17 protein-coding genes are annotated in these 17,095 nt (G+C 67.5%); 8 read left to right on the top strand and 9 right to left on the bottom strand.

Translation table 11 applies throughout. The features are described 5' to 3' along the window. The first annotated feature begins 1 nt into the window (after position 1). From D7D52_RS12965 to D7D52_RS12935, 7 genes are all read left to right on the top strand, one after another. Positions 2 to 1,474 carry an MlaD family protein gene (locus D7D52_RS12965; RefSeq protein WP_120736541.1) on the top strand — a complete coding sequence of 491 codons (1,473 nt, stop codon included), beginning with the start codon at positions 2 to 4 and terminating at the stop codon, positions 1,472 to 1,474. Next, the gene (locus tag D7D52_RS12960) at positions 1,471 to 2,514 is read left to right on the top strand and encodes an MCE family protein (protein ID WP_120736540.1); all 1,044 of its coding nucleotides are present in this window, start codon (positions 1,471 to 1,473) and stop codon (positions 2,512 to 2,514) included. Before D7D52_RS12965 ends, D7D52_RS12960 begins: the two co-directional genes overlap by 4 nt. Then, positions 2,514 to 3,509 carry an MCE family protein gene (locus D7D52_RS12955; protein WP_120744066.1) on the top strand — a complete coding sequence of 332 codons (996 nt, stop codon included), beginning with the start codon at positions 2,514 to 2,516 and terminating at the stop codon, positions 3,507 to 3,509. Before D7D52_RS12960 ends, D7D52_RS12955 begins: the two co-directional genes overlap by 1 nt. Further along, complete coding sequence (locus D7D52_RS12950; RefSeq protein WP_120736539.1) at positions 3,506 to 4,618, top strand: MCE family protein; 1,113 nt, start codon at positions 3,506 to 3,508, stop codon at positions 4,616 to 4,618. Before D7D52_RS12955 ends, D7D52_RS12950 begins: the two co-directional genes overlap by 4 nt. Continuing rightward, positions 4,615 to 5,730 carry an MCE family protein gene (locus tag D7D52_RS12945; protein ID WP_120736538.1) on the top strand — a complete coding sequence of 372 codons (1,116 nt, stop codon included), beginning with the start codon at positions 4,615 to 4,617 and terminating at the stop codon, positions 5,728 to 5,730. Before D7D52_RS12950 ends, D7D52_RS12945 begins: the two co-directional genes overlap by 4 nt. Beyond that, positions 5,727 to 6,899 (top strand): MlaD family protein, encoded by a 1,173-nt coding sequence (locus D7D52_RS12940; protein WP_120736537.1) that lies wholly within the window; start codon positions 5,727 to 5,729, stop codon positions 6,897 to 6,899. The genes D7D52_RS12945 and D7D52_RS12940 overlap by 4 nt, the downstream gene beginning before the upstream one ends. A gap of 91 nt (positions 6,900 to 6,990) precedes the next feature. Continuing rightward, positions 6,991 to 7,899, top strand: a complete 909-nt coding sequence (locus D7D52_RS12935; protein ID WP_120736536.1) for a hypothetical protein — start codon at positions 6,991 to 6,993, stop codon at positions 7,897 to 7,899. 66 nt (positions 7,900 to 7,965) lie between these two features. Here the strand turns inward: D7D52_RS12935 and D7D52_RS12930 are convergent, their stop codons facing one another. From D7D52_RS12930 to D7D52_RS12905, 6 genes are all read right to left on the bottom strand, one after another. Continuing rightward, positions 7,966 to 8,613 carry a ribonuclease H family protein gene (locus D7D52_RS12930; protein WP_120736535.1) on the bottom strand — a complete coding sequence of 216 codons (648 nt, stop codon included), beginning with the start codon at positions 8,611 to 8,613 and terminating at the stop codon, positions 7,966 to 7,968. A gap of 10 nt (positions 8,614 to 8,623) precedes the next feature. Beyond that, a complete protein-coding gene (locus D7D52_RS12925) occupies positions 8,624 to 9,124 on the bottom strand; it encodes an SRPBCC family protein (RefSeq protein ID WP_120736534.1) in 501 nt (166 codons plus the stop codon). Between the two features lie 51 nt (positions 9,125 to 9,175). After that, positions 9,176 to 10,369: an L-2-hydroxyglutarate oxidase gene (gene lhgO, locus D7D52_RS12920; protein ID WP_120736533.1), complete on the bottom strand. Its 1,194-nt coding sequence runs from the start codon at positions 10,367 to 10,369 to the stop codon at positions 9,176 to 9,178. 10 nt (positions 10,370 to 10,379) lie between these two features. After that, on the bottom strand, positions 10,380 to 11,063 hold the full coding sequence (locus D7D52_RS12915) for a hypothetical protein (RefSeq protein WP_120736532.1): 684 nt from the start codon (positions 11,061 to 11,063) through the stop codon (positions 10,380 to 10,382). A gap of 384 nt (positions 11,064 to 11,447) precedes the next feature. Then, a complete protein-coding gene (locus tag D7D52_RS12910; RefSeq protein WP_120736531.1) occupies positions 11,448 to 12,239 on the bottom strand; it encodes a TIGR03084 family metal-binding protein in 792 nt (263 codons plus the stop codon). A gap of 77 nt (positions 12,240 to 12,316) precedes the next feature. Beyond that, positions 12,317 to 13,672 (bottom strand): DUF445 domain-containing protein, encoded by a 1,356-nt coding sequence (locus D7D52_RS12905; protein WP_120736530.1) that lies wholly within the window; start codon positions 13,670 to 13,672, stop codon positions 12,317 to 12,319. A gap of 461 nt (positions 13,673 to 14,133) precedes the next feature. Here D7D52_RS12905 and D7D52_RS12895 point away from each other — a divergent pair, with 461 nt between their 5' ends. Continuing rightward, complete coding sequence (locus D7D52_RS12895) at positions 14,134 to 14,460, top strand: hypothetical protein (protein WP_120736529.1); 327 nt, start codon at positions 14,134 to 14,136, stop codon at positions 14,458 to 14,460. Between the two features lie 241 nt (positions 14,461 to 14,701). On the opposite strand, the gene D7D52_RS12890 is transcribed toward D7D52_RS12895, so the two are convergent. The 3 genes from D7D52_RS12890 to D7D52_RS12880 are packed head-to-tail and all read right to left on the bottom strand — an operon-like array spanning position 14,702 to position 17,011. Continuing rightward, on the bottom strand, positions 14,702 to 15,541 hold the full coding sequence (locus D7D52_RS12890; RefSeq protein WP_120736528.1) for an alpha/beta fold hydrolase: 840 nt from the start codon (positions 15,539 to 15,541) through the stop codon (positions 14,702 to 14,704). Between the two features lie 53 nt (positions 15,542 to 15,594). After that, entirely contained in the window at positions 15,595 to 16,167 is a 573-nt protein-coding gene (locus D7D52_RS12885) for a TetR/AcrR family transcriptional regulator (RefSeq protein WP_120736527.1), read from the bottom strand. Beyond that, on the bottom strand, positions 16,160 to 17,011 hold the full coding sequence (locus tag D7D52_RS12880) for an alpha/beta fold hydrolase (protein ID WP_120736526.1): 852 nt from the start codon (positions 17,009 to 17,011) through the stop codon (positions 16,160 to 16,162). The genes D7D52_RS12885 and D7D52_RS12880 overlap by 8 nt, the downstream gene beginning before the upstream one ends. Positions 17,012 to 17,095: the final 84 nt, after the last annotated feature.

The following is a 17,095-nucleotide window of genomic DNA, read 5'->3' as shown; positions in this document are numbered from 1 at the left end:
GATGCTCATCGATCCGAGTGGACGCGGACCGACGATGCGGCAGTTGCTCATCGCCGGGATCTGCGGTCTCACCGTCATCGCCGTCGTGCTGGGCTTCCTGTTCGCCCGCTACCGCGGCTACTTCGTCGAAAAGGTCAACGTCACCGCGAATCTCACCACCACCGGTGACGGCCTGCCCGCCAACGCGGACGTGAAGTTCCGCGGTGTGCTGGTCGGCGCGGTCAAGGATGTCTCGGTGGCGGCCAAGGGCGAGAAGCAGGAGGTGCACATCGAGATGAAACCCGAGTACACCGACGGCATCCCGGCCAATGTCACCGCGCGCGTGGTGCCCTCCAACCTGTTCGCCGTGACCTCGGTCGAACTGGTCTACAACGGTGCGGATCCCGCGCACCTGAAGGAGGGTTCGCAGATCGCCGAGGACACCTCCACCGGCACCATCGCCCTGCAGGACACCCTCACCAAGGTCCGCGACATCCTCGGCAAGATCGACCCGGTGCAGTTCGGCCGGGTGCTGGGCACGCTGTCCTACGCCCTCGACGGCAGCGGGCGCATGCCCGGCTCCACCATCGAGCGCGTCGACCGCTGGCTGTCGGAGGTGCGCGGCTCGGTGCCGGACGTCGGCGGCTTCCTCGACGATCTGACCGCCTCCATGCACGCGCTCAACCAGTCCGCGCCGGAACTCATGGGCGTGCTGCGGGATTCGGTGGAGACGGCCAAGACCATCTCCGACCGTCGCACCGAGCTGACCTCGCTGCTGGCCGGCACCTCGAACACCATCGACAAGGTGAACGGGCTCTTCGCTCGCAATCCCAATGTCGGCAAGGACGTCACCACCGGCACCAGCGCCCTGTTCGGCGCGCTGTCGGACAATCCGGACGCCATCCCGCAGGCCATCTCGAACCTCAACGATTCGGTGCGCCGGCTGAGCTCGACCTTCAACTGGGGTCCGCAGCAGCAGATGCGCTGGAACATGGGCCTCACCTTCACCCCGTACAAGCCCTACACCCGCGACGACTGCCCGCGCTACGGTGATCTGCCCGCACCCTCCTGCGGCACCGCGCCGCTGGTGTCGGATCCGGGCACGCTGCCGGAATCCATGCGGCCCAAGGCCGTCGACGCCGCCCAGGGCCTGCCGCTGATGACCTCGCCGCCGCCGGGTTTCCCGCTGGTGCCCGGCGTCACCGTCATCGGCACGCCGACCGACAAGCCGGATGCCGCCGCCCCGAAGCCGGGCAACGACCCGCTCGCCGGCACACCGCTGCAGGGTCTGTTCCCGAATCTGGCCGTCCCGGCCCCGGCCGCTCCGGCCGCCGCGCCGGGTCCGGTGCCCACGGGCGGGGACATCGCCTTCACCGGTGACGACGCCATCACCGCGCTGCTGGGCCGGCGTCCGAGCGCCGCCGAGTATCTGCTGTTGAGCCCAATCCTGAAGGGTGCCACCGTGCAACTGACTCAGGCCGGGGGCGGCCGATGAGCATTCGCAAACCATTGATCGGCTTCACCATCTTCGCCATCGTGTCGATCCTGGTGACCGCGGTCATCTGGAATACGCTGGCGCGCACCGTGAAGGGTGACACCAACACCTACTCCGCCACCTTCAGCGACGTCCTCGGACTGCGCGAGGGCGACGACGTCCGGATGGCCGGCGTGCGCGTCGGCAAGGTCGAGAAGATCGACCTGGACAAGAAGAACCAGGCGTTGGTGACCTTCATCGTGCAGCGCGATCAGACGCTGTTCGGGGACACAAAGGCGCTGGTCCGCTACCAGAACCTGATCGGCCAGCGGTATGTCGCGCTGTCCCCGCCGACCCCGGGCAAGCCCAAGACCGGTGAGCACGTGCCGCTGAAGAACAACGGGTCGATCCCGCTGGAGCGCACCGAGCCGTCGTTCGACATCTCGGCCCTGCTCAACGGTTTTCAGCCGCTGTTCCAGGTGCTGCAGCCCGAGCAGGTCAACAACCTGTCCAACACCTTCATCCAGGCGCTGCAGGGGGATAATGTCTCGCTGGCCGCGTTCATCACCCAGGCCGCCTCGGTCGCCTCGGATTTCGAACGCCGCGACGGCATTCTGTCCGACGTGATCACCAACCTGTCCGGCGTGATGTCGGGTCTGGCCAAGCGCGGTGACGAGCTGGAAACCCTGGTCACCCAGACCCGTTCCCTGATCGGCGGCCTCTACGCCCAGGGGCAGTCGCTGCAGGCGTCGACGGTCCAGATCGCCGATGCCACCACGGCTTTGGTGGGCATGTTCGGTTCCATCCAGCCCAAGCTGGTCCAGGCGCAGGACGCCACGCACGCCGCACTGGCGCTGCTGCTGTCCAACGGCACCAAGCTGGACCAGGCGGCGGTGGATCTGCCCGGGATCCTCGCCGACGTGGGCAAGTTCACCCAGAACGGCACCTACGCCAACGCCTACGTGTGCAGCCTGGACATCTCGCTGTACGGCATCCTCTTCCCGCGCGGTCTGTTCTCGCAGATCGGCGGCAACTCCCACTCGGCGGTGTGCCGGCCATGATGGTGACTTTGAAATCTCGCTTCAACGCCAACCGGAACTTCTGGCTCGGCGCGCTCGGGGTGGCGCTCATCCTGGCGCTGCTGCTCGGCTCCACCGCGTATCGGAAGCTGGGCATCGGCCAGAACAGCGTCAAGGCCGAGTTCGTGCAGACCGCCGGCATCAAGGTCGGCGACAAGGTCGACGTGTCCGGCGTGCCGGTCGGTTCGGTCTCGGGCGCGGAGCTCGAGGGTGACCACGTGCTGCTCACCCTGAACGTCGACAACAAGGTCAAGCTCGGCCCGGACGCCAAGGCGTCGATCAAGATGGCGACCCTGCTGGGCGCGCGCTACATCGACCTCACCCCCGGCGACGGATCGGGCCTGAAGGGCAACCGAATCCCCAAGTCCAACACGGTCGTTCCCTACAACCTGGCCGACGTGGTGCAGCAGGGCACGCCCAAGTTCGAGGACCTCGACACCAAGAAGCTCGCGGATTCGCTCAATCTGATCAACCAGCAGATGGGCGACACCCCGCAGATGACGGTGCAGGCGCTCGACGCCATCGGCGCGCTGGCCAAGACCATGAACAACCGCAAGGACCAGGTCGACCAGCTGCTCAAGGATCTGGACCGGGTCACCAAGATCCTCGGCGACAACCGCAACAGCCTGCTGCTGGTGATCACTCAGGGCGAGGCCATCGCCAACCGGGTGATGGAACGCCAGGGCCTGCTCAAGAGCCTGCTGGACAATATCGCCACGCTGAGCGGGCAGTTGCAGCAGATCGGCGCGCAGAACGACAACCAGTTCGGGCCGACCCTGCAGCAGCTCAACACCATGGCCGACGGTCTGCAGAAGAACAAGGACAACCTGGATCGGCTGCTGTCGATCATGCCGCCGTCCATCCGGCAGTTCAACAATGCCTTCGGCAACGGCAATTACGGCGAGGTCGGGTTGCCGTGGCTGTTCCCGGACAACTGGCTGTGCTTCGCGCAGGTGAACGAGGGGTGCCACCAATGACACTCGAGAAGAAGCGGACACTCGGTAAGCGAATCGCCAAGGCGGCCATGATCGGTGCGGTCGGCCTGGCGGTGGGCTCCTGCTCCATCGTCCCGCTCGGGGTGAAGGACGCGGCCGGGCAGACCAAGCACTTCACCGCGGACTTCCTCAATATCGCCGGCATGTTCGAGGGCAACCCGATCACGGTGCTCGGCCTCGAGGTGGGCCGGGTCGACAAGATCATTCCCAAGGGTGAGTACGTCGAGGTCCACATGACCGTGGACAAGGGCGTGGACATCCCGAAGAACGTTCAGGCCGCGCTGGTCTCGCCGTCCATCGTGACCGACCGCCACATCGAGCTCACCCCGCGCTACACCGGCGGCGACAAACTGGCCGACGGCGCGCACCTGACCACCCAGCAGACCAAGACCCCGGTCGAGCTGGACACCATGATCAAGACCATCGACAGCTTCGCCGCCGCGCTGAAACCCCAACCGGGACAGGAGGGTCTGGGGCCGCTGTCGGGTCGCGTGCTGTACCCGATGATGAACGGCAACGGCGAGAAGATGCGCGATGTGCTCAACGCGCTCTCCGGTGCGTTGAAGACCGGCGTCGACAACAAGGACGCCATCTCCACCATCATCATCAAGCTCAACGAGCTGACCAGCATGCTGGCCGACAACGACGATTCGGTGCGCGGCTTCAGCAACAAGATCACCCAGATGACCGGGCTGCTGGCCGACCAGGCCCCCGGCCTGCAGGCCACGCTGGATCAGCTGAACGCCTTCCTGGCCAACACCTCCGGCGCGTTCTCGCAGTACTCCGATCAGCTCAACGGCACCCTCACCGGCCTCACCAAGGTGACCCAGCAGCTGCGTGACAACGCGGCCGGCGTCACCGAGGTGGTCGACGTGGCGCCGCTGCTCATGCAGAACCTCGACAAGTCGGTCAACCGGCAGGGCAACTTCATTCGCCTGCACGCCGTGCTCGGCACCACGCTCAGCGGCGAGATGGTCAGCCTGTTCTGCCAGCGCATCCAGATGAGGTCGGACGGCTGCCGGACCGGGAAGATGGAAGATTTCGGACCCGACTTCGGGCTCATGGCGGCGGTACTGGGGATGACGAAATGAGCAATCGCCTTCTGCGGGAACTCTGTTCGGGCCGCACGGCCCGGCGGGCCATCGTCGCCCTGGCGGTCTCGGCGACCGCGGTGGTCGCCTCCGGCTGCGGGGTCACGGTGGAGAGCCTGCCGCTGCCCAAGCCCGGCGCGGGCGGCGAAACCTATACCGTGCACGCGGTTTTCGACAATGCGCTGAACCTGCCCGATCAGGCCAAGGTCAAGATCGGCGGCTCCGACGTCGGGGTGGTCACCAAGATCACCACCAAGGACTTCAAGGCCAATGTGGACCTGTCCATCCGCAAGGACATCGAACTGCCCGAGGGCAGTTCGGCGGAACTGCGCCAGGCCACCCCGCTCGGTGACGTCTTCGTGGCGGTGTCCAAGCCCAAGACCGCGCCCGGCGCGTCCATGATCAAGGACGGCGGCACCCTGAAGGACACGTCCGCGGGCGCCACGGTCGAAGAGCTGCTGATGTCGATCTCGTTGCTGTTCAACGGCGGCGGCATCGCCAACCTGTCCAAGCTGACCTCGGAGCTGGACTCCATCGTGGGCGGCCGGGGTCAGCAGCTGGGCGAGGTCATCACCCAGATGACCAGCGTGATGACCAGTCTCAACAAGAACAGCTCGCGCATCGACGGCACCCTCGCCGGCTTCAGCGCGCTGGCCGACACCATCCAGGCCAACCACGACCAGCTGGGTCAGGTGGCCGATACGCTGCCCGGCATGATCGGCGCCATCGCCGAGAACAACCAGGCGCTGGGCGATCTGCTGCGGAAGGTCTCGACAACGAGTGCGGCCCTGGGCGATTACGCCAACACCACCTCCGACCAGCTGTCGAGCCTGCTCGACAATGTGAGCCAGCTGATGAACGCGCTGTCCAAGACCGATCAGACCCTGGGCCCCGCCCTCGACGCCCTGCACGACGTGCGGCCCAAGGCCGACGCGTCCTTCAAGGGCGACACGCTGGCCGTGGCCGCCACCCTGACCATGCTCGACATCGGCCTGCTCACCGACCCGGCCAACAGCAAGTTCCCGGATCTCAAGGACCTCAACGATTTCGGCGGCAGCCTGATCCAGGTGCTGCAGGTCATCTACGGCCGGGTCAACGGGGGACACCGATGAGTTGGGTCAAGCGGCACAAGAACCTGGTCTCGAACACCGCGCTGGTGCTGATCCTGCTGGTGGGCGCGTCCTACCTGGCGATCAGCGTCATGCGGGTGAACCCGCTGCGCGAAACCTACCGGGTCACGGTCAATCTGGACCGCTCCGGCGGCCTGCAGTCCGGTAACGACGTGACCCTGCGCGGCTTCCGCATCGGCAAGGTCACCGATATCAAGCTGGTCGACAACGGCGCGGGCATCGCCGCCACCGCCGAGATCGACAAGAAGTACTCCATCCCCGCCGACACCATGGTCTCGGTGGGCGCGCTCTCCGGCGCGGGTGAGCAGTACATCGACTTCCGGCCCAACGGCGATCAGGGTCCGTTCCTGCACAACGGTTCCGTGGTGCAGTACGACGCGAACAAGGTCAAGACCCCCACCCCGGTGTGGTCGGTGCTCGACAATGCCAGCGCCATGATCTCCGAGATCGATCCGGACAAGTTCAGCGTCATCCTCACCGAACTGGACACCGCGCTGTCCGGCGGCCCGGATCAGCTGCGCTCCATGATCGACGCCATCAGCCTGGCCACCACCGGACTGGACAATCTGCTGCCGCAGACCACGAATCTGCTCAAGAACCTGCAGACCATCTCCGGCACCACGTCGCTCGCGCAGCCGGATCTGGGTACGCTGACCCGCAATTCGGGTCAGTTGTTCACCCAGTTCAACGACGCGAACGCCGAACTCCAGAAGATCCTGGAGCAGGCGCCCGGCCAGATGCAGACCCTCGGCGCGGTGCTGGACAAGACCGCCGACCCGATGACCAGCCTGGCCGCCAACTTCGCGGCCATCACCCGGGCCGCGCAGCTGCGCGTGCCGGCGCTGCGGGCGCTGTTCCCGTCGCTGGTGGTCGGCACCTCGGCCATGGGCGTGCCGGCGCATGACGGCGAGTTCTACACGATCGTCGATATCTGGCCGCGCACCTGGTGTGATTACGACACCAAGCACGTGCGGCCGGACGTGGCCACCGAGAGCACCTTCCCGAAATGGGCGGGCTACTGCCAGAATCCGCCGATGGATCAGCAGATCCGCGGGTCGGCCAATGCCCCGCGACCGGACGTGCCCAACAATGGCGCGCTCCCGCCGGCCGGTTCGGATCCCAACGAACGGACCCTGCCGGCGATCAAGTGAGCGCCCTGCCGCGGCGGTGCCGCGCAACAGGCATACTCGCTGACGAAACCTAGACGGTGCGTCCGCAGCGCACCGGGAAACGGATCGATACATGTCGGACGACGCTGCCCAGGACAAGAAAACCGAAGACGATTCCATCGCCGAGGCCGATGCCCAGGGCAGCGCCGCCAGCACCGCGAAGGCCGACGGGCCGGACCTGAGCAAGGCGGCCGAACCGGAAACCAGCGAGGCCGCCGAACCGGAAACCAGCAAGGCCGCCGAGCCGGAGCCGAGCAAGGCCGCCGAGCCGGAACCGGCCACGGCCGCCGATGCCGCGGCCGAAACTCCGGAACCGGCAACCGAATCGGCGCCGGGCAAGAAGTCGGGTCTGCTGTCGGCGGTGGCGGTGCCCCTGGTCGCGCTCATCGGGGTCGGCGTCCTGCTGGTCGCGTCGATCGCGGCGGCGGCCGGCTTCTGGTGGCAGTCCCACGACCGCGGGAATCGGCTCGACGATCGCGAGGCCTCCACCGAGGCCGCGTGCGGCTTCATGCGGGTCTTCGGGGCCTACGACGAGAAGTCCATGCCCAACTTCGCCGCCGAGGTGAAGACGCGACTCACCGACGGCGACTTCAAGAAGCAGTTCGATCCGGCGGCCGCCGACCTGCAGGACCTGATGGCCAAGCAGCACGCCAAGGCGTCGCTGAACTTCCTGCACTGCGGGTACGAGACCGGCGACGGGGACAAGGCGACCGTGCTGGTCGACGCCCTCCAGACGGCGACCAACGATCTGCACACCCAGCCGCTGCAGCTGCCGATCCCGGCCTTCGTGGATCTGGAGAAGCACGACGGAAAGTGGCTGGTGTCCAACTTCCGGGCGATCTACACCGGTAACGACAGCGGCGTGATCCCGGGCGGATCCAACTCCGGCGGCGGTGACCAGCAGGGCGGAGCCCCCTCCGGCACGCCCGCCCCCTCCGGCACGCCCGCCCCCACCAGCGCGGCCCCCAAGCCGGGCAACTGACCGGTACGACCGAAAAGGGCCTGTCCGCGGACTTCCGCGGACAGGCCCTTTGTCATCGACCGGGGTTCAGAACAGCGTGAGCGCCTCGGACGCAGGGACTTTCGCGGCGGCGGCGCGGCGGCGCGCGGTCTGCGGGGTGGAATGCGCGGCGCCGCCGACCCGTTCGCCGCCGAGCTTCTCGACCTCCGCGGGCCGGGTGACGGGCAGCGGCTCGGTCTTGGGCTCGGTGACCGGCAGCGGCTCGGTCACCGGATCCGCGGGCCGTTCCGGCTCGGCGCCGTGTCCGGAGGCGGCCTGCCGGGCGGCCTTGCCGGCCAGCCCGTCGGCCTGTTCGTTGAAGTAGTTGCCGACGTGGCCGCGCACCCAGCGGAAACGGACCGGGCCGGGGCGCGTGGCGATGGCCCGATCGATCTGCTGGATCAGCTCGACATTCTTCACCGCGCCACCGGTGGAGGTCTTCCACCCGTTGTTGCGCCAGCCGTTGATCCATTCGGAGGCGCATTTGATGGCATAGAGCGAATCGCTCTCGATGAGCATCGGTTCCGCGCCGGGATGCGCCCGGACGGCCTCCAGGAGCGCGCGTAGCTCCGCGATCTGATTGGTGCCCGAGGGCGCACCGCCGCTGGCCGACCCGCCCGCGTGATTGACCCAGGCCCAGCCGATCGCGCCGCCCGGATTGCGCAGGCATGATCCGTCGGTGCTCACGATGATCATGCGGCCTACCCTACGCGATCCGGCCGACAAGATCGGTGCCGTGGAATTCCTCTATCTCCCTACGCAATTGCGACTCCGTTCGGCGAACCGTGGCCTGCACCACCGCGGCCGCCATCTTCCCCAGCAGCTTGCCGGTGAGTCCGCGCGGCACCCAGTACTCGGTTTCCGAGGTCAATACCGCGCGGCCGTAGCCCAGCGGATCGAAGCGCAGGGTGATGACACAGAAGTTGCCGCACGCCGACGTCGGCTTCCCCGTCCGGCGTCGGCGCAGTGTGTACTCGATGACCGCGTTGCGGCGGTAGTCGGAGATCTCACACTCGATGGTGGGATGCCACAGACCGACCCGCAGGGTCGCGGCGAAGACGGCTCCGGCGCCATGGTCGGAATCCCCGACCGGCTCGAAGGCGACGACGCCGAAGGCCCAGTCGGGCACGAACTGATGGTTGTCCGTGTACGTGAACGCGACCTCCACCGGCGCACCGACGTCACTCGCGTACTTGAAATGGCCCATAGGCTGCTCCCTGTCCCACGGCTGCCATTAAAAGTACTACAGCACTCCTCTTTATTGCAGCGAGTCGGCCAATCGGTCGACGATGTATTCCGCGATGGGTAGCGCCGAGGTCGCCGCCGGGGACGGGGCGTTGAGCACGTGCACCGAGCGCGGGGTGTGCTCGAGCAGGAAGTCGTGGGCCAGGGTGCCGTCGCGCAGCACCGCCTGGGCGCGGATGCCGGCCTCGCGCGGCAGCAGATCGTCCGCGGTCAGCTCCGGGCAGTAGCGCCGGCATTCGGCCAGATAGCCGCGCTTGAACAGCGAATTGCGCATTTCCCGCAGACCGGTCCGGATGTTCGCGGCGGCGACCCGGTGAAAACCGCGGTAGCCCAGGATCTCTCGGGCATCGCGCAGGTTCACACTGCCCTTGCGGTAGCCCTCGCGGGCCAGGCCCAGCACCGCGTTCGGCCCGACCGTCAGTTCGCCGTCGATGGTCGGGCTCAAATGCACGCCCAGGAACGGCAATTCGGGATCGGGAATCGGATAGATGAGGGTGTGCACCAGATCCGCGCGGCCGGGCGGCAACCGGTAGTACTCGCCCCGGAAGGGCACGATGCGCAGGTCTGTCCGCAGCCCGGCCAGGCGCGCCAGGCGGTCGGCCTGCAAGCCCGCGCACGCCACCAGCCGGCGCGCCTGCCAGCTGCCGGACGGCCCGAAAACGGTTACCGCCGAGTCGGTTTCGACGATGCCGGTGATCTCCGCGCCCAAGACGATCTCGCCGCCGGCCGCGCGCACCTCGTCGGCCAGCGCCCGGGTGACCCGCCCGTAGTCGATGATGCCGGTGCTCGCGACGAACAGCGCTCCGACCCCGGTGATTCGCGGTTCCCGGCGCACCAGTTCCGCGGCGTCGAGCAATTCCACCTCGACGCCGTTGGCGACCGACCGCTCGTAGAGCGCCAGCATCCGCGCGTGCTCGGCGGCGTCGGTGGCCACCAGCAACTTTCCGCACTCCCGGAACGGAATGTCGTGCGCGGCGGCGAATTCCTTGGTCAGTCGCGCGCCGCGCACACACAACCGCGCCTTGAGACTGCCCGGCTCGTAGTAGATGCCCGAGTGGATGACCCCGCTGTTGTGCCCGGTCTGATGCCGGCCCAGCGCCTCGGCCTTCTCCACCAGCAGCAGGCTCGCCCCCGGATGGCGTTCGAGAATGCGGTGCGCGGTGGCCACCCCGACGATGCCGCCGCCGATCACGCAGAAGTCGTACACCCGGGAAGTGTCACACAGCGTGGGTGGCCGCCGGGACCTGGTGCCGGGCGATCTGAACGCCGTAGCGGCCCAGGGCCGGATCCGACAGGGTCAGCGTCACGTCGCCGTGGCTGTCCACATCGGTGCGCAGCTGGGTGTTCGCCGTCGGGTCGCCGGCGATACCGAGCTGCTCGCCCAGCGGGGTGTGCAGCAACACGTCGGCGAGGGTGGCGAAGACATTGGTGTCCACGGTCAAGCTCACCGAATCATGTTGTGCCGCAGCGACTTGCGCGCCCACATAGGTGGTGCCGAGCCGGAACTGGCCGCTCAGCGGGCGCGGCGTGACGTCCGCCGTCGCGGCCCCGGTGGTGGCGGCGCCGGGCGCGTGCGCCGGAATCGCCTGCCAGCCGGCCGATTCCGGTGGGCGCGGGGTGAAAAGCGAAGCCAGGCCGACGGTGTCGGTGCGCGGTTCCACGGCCGGGAGGTCGGGCTGGTCGGCGGGCCCGCCGCCGAGTTCGACCGGGGCCGGATGATGGGCCGGCGGTGTGGTGGCGAGTCTGCCGGGTTCGTGCGCCATCTCGTTGGCGATGTAGGAGCCGGCGGCCACGGTCAGCCCGATGCTGGCCATGCTGGCGGTGACGATCGCGCTGTAGCGGAGGACCTGAGCCGTGCGCCGGACCGCCCCGGCGGCCGGCGCCGCGAGTTCATGCGACATGACTGGTGCGTCCTTTCCCTCTCCCCTTGGTCCCCCTGCGTCGAAACGACGCAGCGACCCGCACCATTGAAAGTCGTACGCCCGTCCAGATTACGGTGACGGTGGGTAACACAGGTCACGGCTGAGACCAGGATCACAGAATGGAAAGGTTGGACATCATCAGGTTTTCCCCGCTGAAAGCCTGGGTAAAAAGTTCATTAGCGGCGAGCGCCAACTCGACTGCCATCGAAGAGACCTCCGGCCAACGGCGTCCGGTCGGCACCAGGCACGGCGCACCCAGGCTGGCGCTCGCTCGCTCCCTTTCCGGGGACCCTCGTTTCCCCGAAAGGCATCAGCCCAGTGGGAATTGGGATTTCTTGGTCGGAGGCCGGGATCGACGGCGGGTCAGGCGAACTGACCCGCCATTCGGCCGCTGCCGGGGGGACCGGCGAAGGCCTGGGCCAGGCCCAGCCATTCCCGCGCGTCCGTCCCCGTGACGGTCAGCGCGAGATCGTCGAGATGCCGGCGCTGCGTGACCAGCAGGCAGAAGTCCAGCGCCGGACCGGTGATTCGCTGCGCGGCGTCCGCCGGCCCCCACGTCCAGGCGCTGCCGTCGGGGGCGCTCAGTTCGATCCGGAATTCCGCCGCGGGCGCGGTCTTGCCGTGGGTCATGAAGGCGAAGTCGCGGGTCCGCACGCCGATGTGCGCGATGTGCCGCAGTCGCGCGGTGGGTTCGCGGGTGACGCCCAGGGTGTCGGCGACGTCCTGCCCGTGCGCCCAGGTCTCCATGAGGCGCGCGGTGGCCATCGAGGCGGGGCTCATGGGCGGCCCGAACCAGGGCAGCTTGGTGCCCGCCGGGACGGTGCGCAGGGCGTCGACCAGGGCCGCGCGGTCGCGGCGCCAGTCGGTGAGCAGTTGCGGCGCAGGGGTTTTCGCGCCCTCCTCGGCCGCCTCGTCGACGAAGGTGAGCATCTTGGGCAGGGCGGCCTGCACCTGCCTGTCGAATTCCGCCGGGTCGGTGGCGGCGACGGCGGCGACCTTGTCGGTCCAGTTCAGGTGGGCCACCTGATGGGCGATGGTCCACCCCGCGGCGGGGGTGTCGCGCTGCCAGTCGGCCGGATCGAGGTCGGCGAGCAGCCGATCGAGATCGGCGCATTCGGCGGTGAAGTCGGCGAGCAATGCCTCGAGATCGGCCACGGGGTCAGCATCGCAGCCGGGTGGTCAAAATGCAAGCACGCGTGCTTGATTTTCGCCGCGGCCGCGAAAACCGGTCGCTACCAGCCGAAAAGGATCAGGTGCACGGCGCCGACCACCAGGCCCAGGGCCGCGCCGTGCAGATACAGCAGCCACGCGTCCTGCTCGACGGAGGCGTAGAACATCTCCATGAATTCGCCCGGGGTGAGCTGCTGCAGTTTGCGGGCGGCGAACTCGTCGATCTTCTTGGCCTGCGCGGCCGCGAATTCCGGATCGTCGGCCAGGCTGGGGGCCAGCCCGACCGCGGCCGTGGTCGCGCCGACCGTCAGATTGTCGAACTGCCGCCGGCCGAAGACCGTGCGCACCACCGAATGGGTGGGCCCGAGCTGACGGTGGATCTCCGCGGAGATGAGCCGCTCCAGCAGCTGCCGGGTCTTGTCGCCATTGGGTCCGTCGAGCAGTTCGCGGGCCAGGTTGGGCAGCGTGAGCACCTGGTAGGCCAGGATGTTCGCGAGATCGGCGGCCGCCTCGGGCTGCCGCTTGGCCAGCAGCGCCTGCTTCCACAGGTACCTGTAGCGCGGCTGCGGATCGCCCGGCTCGAACACCACCTTGACCGCGATCACGTTCACGATCACGCCGATGGCCGCGGCCGCCGACAGGATGACCAGCCAGCCCGGCAGCCAGCCCAGCACCGGAATGCGGTGGTGCACCTGCATATACAGCGCCAGCAGCACGCCGAAGGGCGCGCCCAGCAGGCCGACGCGCACCATGAACTCGAGTTCGGGTGCGGCGATGGTGGTGGTCAGATCCTTGAGGATCTCCGGGTTCTCCCGCAGATACCGGATGACGAAGTCCTTGATGTCGATGAGCTGATCGACATTGTCACCGAGCTGATCGAAGGCGCGCCGGGCCAGCGTCGGCAGCTCCCGCTCGATGCGCTGATACAGCACATTGCGCACCGCGTTGGGCACCGCGCCCCACAGATCCGGATTCTCCTGATTCATGATCTCGTCGACCATGGCCGGAACCTGTTTGCGCCCCACCTCCGCGATATGGTCCGCGATCCCCTCGAGATCGAGCTCGTGGATGAAATCGCGCGGACTCCCGATCCGCATCAGCGCCTTGTCCACGCAGATACTGGCCATCTTCTCCGACCGAGCCGGAATGAATCCCTGAAACCCCAGCCGCTTCCCGTCCCCCGAGAAGGTCGGCAGCACCTGCACCCGCCGCGGAAAGTACGGATACAGATACTCCAGCCCCGGAACCCGAAACCCCTTGAAGTACACCGGCCAGAACAACATCAGCACACCGGTCCAGTTGGTCAGCCACCCCGCGATAGCGCTGAACACCGGAAAGCTGATCAAATCGACGACAACCTTCGGCTGCCCGGTCACCTGCTCCCAATCCAGGAACAGCCCCGAGGCCAATGTCGTCATAGCAGCGTCCCCCTACAACCCAACCGACAGTGAGAAAACGGACTCCCAACACTCTCATCGGCACGAACCCCTGTCAAAAGCTCCTGGCCTGGAAGAAACCGGTGTGTCGCAGCCAGTTCAACCAGCCAAGTCGAGCAAACGGCCACCCGAGTAATACCGAGGTATTATGGTCGCAGCGTGGAGTATGTATGGTCGCCGACAGCCAAACAGTTCCTCCAACGGTTCCAGGTCCTCAGCTGGGAGGTGATGGAAGTCCTGTATTCGTCTCGCCGTTGGCCGCGTCCGGCCCGTACCGCACAGGGGCTACCGGTGTTGACAGTGTGGGGTCGCACCGATGAGGGCCGCCCATTGGTGGTTATGCTGCGGCAAGTGCCTGCACCCGCCACACGCTGGGAGATCCTGATGGCCGTGCCGATGGGACCGCACCAGCTGACCGAGTACAACGCATGGGAGGCCAATCAATGAGCGACCCGATCGAACCCGGCTACCCGCGTACCCCCGAGGAGGCTGCCAGCTTCTTGGAGGGGCTGACCTTGGACGACAGCGCTGCCGTGCCGCCACTGCCGCCGACTGCCGCCGAGATCGAGACCGGCATGGTCACCACCTCTTTGAAACTCCCCGCCGAATTGCGGGACCGTATCAGGGAGACCGCCGCCGAGCACTGCATCACCGCGAGCATGCTGATCCGGCAGTACATCGAAATGGGATTGGCCGCCGAACAGCCCGAGCGCATGATCCCGCTCTCCGACGCCATCCGGGTCCTGTCCAGCCTGCGCGCAACCGCCTGACGCTCGCCGTACCGGCGTTCAGCCTGATGCACGCCCCGAGGAAGTGAACCTGCTGGGTCGGGCAGCTTGCACCGGATCGGCAACCGCACGACCGGCCACACCCTGTGCGGCTCAACTTTGGATACGCACCGAACGTGACCGATCGCCCTAGAGAAGCAGCGACGTCCGTGGTCCAGTCGACCTTGCCTGCCAAGGGTAGGTCGAGCTGGCAGGGAAGGTTCCCGCTGCGCCGGACGGGTGTTCAGTGGGTGTGCTCGGCGGGGAGGTGGGTGCTCAGGAAGTCGGTGATGATGGCGGTTACGGCGGGGGCTTGTTCGAGCATGGGGACGTGGCCGCAGGCGTCGAGGTATTCGGCGCGATCGGGGCGGAGGGTGGCGTTGAGGGTTCGGCCGGCGGTTGCGGAGAGGACGCGGTTCTGGTTGCCCCAGATGACGCAGGTTGGGGGGAGGTCGGTGCGGTCGGGCCAATCGTCCAGGGCGGCAAAGGAAGACAGGTCGCGGACCAGGTAGACGAGGGCTCGCGCGGGGAAACCGGAGGACAGCGGGGCCACGTAGGGGCATTCGCGGTAGGCGCGGCGGGTGGTGAACCAGGAACGCGCGGTGCCGCGGGCGACCCAGCGCGGGGTGTGCCAGCCGCTCAGCGCCCGGGCGGCGCCGTCGGGAACGGTGCGGACGAGGCGGGCGGCCTGGCGCCAATCACCCTGCATGGCAGTGGATTCGGTGAGTGGATTGATCGCGACCACCGCCCGGAACAGCTCGGGGTAGCGCCGGGCGAGGGTGAGGCTGATGGCCGAGCCCACGCAATTGCCGACCAGCGCGGCGTCGGTGAGCCCGTGCTGCATGACAAACGCGCAGATCAACTCGGTGTAGCGCTCGAGGGTGTAGCCGTCGGCGGGCCGATCCGAGGCGCCGTAGCCGGGCAGATCGACTGCGTAGCAGCGATAGTCACGGGCCAGCGCCGCCATCAGCGGCGTCCAGATGAGGTGCGAGGACCCCGCGCTGTGCAGCAGGACCACCGGTGGCCCGGTCTCCCCGCGGCGCACGTAGGCCAGCCGGGTCCCGTCGAATATGAACTGCTCCATGACACTCCAACAGCCTTGTTGCCAGTGTTGGATTCATGGTCCCGCAATCGCGTTCAGCGCGAGCCGATTTCGGTGAGCCCGCGGTCGAGGAAGCGGATCATCCAGTCGAAGCTGTCCTCCGAGTCGTCGCTCCACTGGAAGCCGTCGGAGGCCTGCAGGGTGGCGAACCCGTGGAACGTGCAGCGCAGGGTGCGCAGGGCGTGCACCATCTCGTGTTCGTCGACGCCGTAGCCGCGCAGCACCGCCTCCATGGACCCCAGCACCCGCGAACCCGATTGCAGCAGTGGATCATCCGGGCCGGTGAACCGCGCTCCCACGGTGGCGGCATAGCGACCCGGATGTTCGACCACGTACGCGCGGAAGGCGTTCGCGAAGGCCGCCAGCGCGGCACTGCCGGAGAGCCCGTGCATGGCGTCGCGCACCCGCTGGTCGAGTTCGGCCATGGCGAGCGCGGCGATCCCGTGCTGCAGGTCGGCGAGACTCTCGATGTGCTTGTACAGCGAGGGGGTTCGCACCCCGACCCGCTGCGCCAGCGCGCCCAGGGCCAGATTGCCGAAACCGACCTCGTCGGCGAGGGCGGCCCCCGCGGCGACGACGTCGGTCCGGCTCAGGCCCACCCTAGGCATGGTGTTCCTTCAGGAACGGCAGCACCAGCTCCGCCACCTGTGCCGGCTTCTCGAACTGCGGGTAGTGCCCGGTGCCCTCGACCACACCGAGGCTGCCCAGGCCGGCGGGCAGCGCGGCGACGATGCGCTGTCCCTCGCCCTCGGGGCTCGGGAAGTCCGGGTCGGCGCCGCCCATGATGATGAGTGCGGGCTGAGTCACGTTGGGCACCTGGGCTTCCGCGTCCGCCGGGGTGGACTTGCCGGTCTTCATGAACTCGGCCATCCGCCCGGGCTCGCTCAGCGTGGCCGACACCTCGGCCAGGTACTCGTCGAGATCGGCCGGCTGGGACGGCATGGCGACCTTCAGGTACTTCAGCCACTGCCCCAGACTCTTGAACATCATGGTCCCCATCAACGGGATCATGCCGCCCCGGTGGCGAGAGTTGGTGAGCAGGGCCTTCACGTCGGCCTTCTGCGTGAGGGTGAACGGGTTGATCTCCACGATGGCCCGCACCAGATCCGGCCGCAGCGCCGCCGCAATGGTCGCCGATCCGCCCGAGAGCGAATGCCCGATCACGACCGCGGGCCCGCCGCCCAGCCGCTCGATGACCGCCAGCAGATCGTTGGCGACATCGGTGCGGCTGATGGCCTCCTTGCCGGTCTCCGACGCCCAGCCCATGCTGGATTCGCCGTGCCCGCGCATATCGGTGTTGACCACCCGGTATCCGGCGGCCGCCAGCAGCGGCGCCAGGTGCTTGTTGACGTTGCGGTCGATACCCATGCCGTGCGACAGCACGACCAGCGGACCCTCACCCGTCTCGTCGTAAGCGATCCGGCCACCGTCGATATCCACGTACTGCGTCATGGTCTTTCACTCTCTGGGAGTAGCTAACTGCAATAGCCATAAAGCTAATCGCTTTAGCCATCCGCGTCAAGACGTATCCAGAAT

This window comes from Nocardia yunnanensis (genome assembly GCF_003626895.1).
Taxonomy (GTDB): domain Bacteria; phylum Actinomycetota; class Actinomycetes; order Mycobacteriales; family Mycobacteriaceae; genus Nocardia; species Nocardia yunnanensis.
Note: the sequence above shows the minus strand (reverse complement) of the source record. Positions and strands in the feature narration are given on the sequence as shown.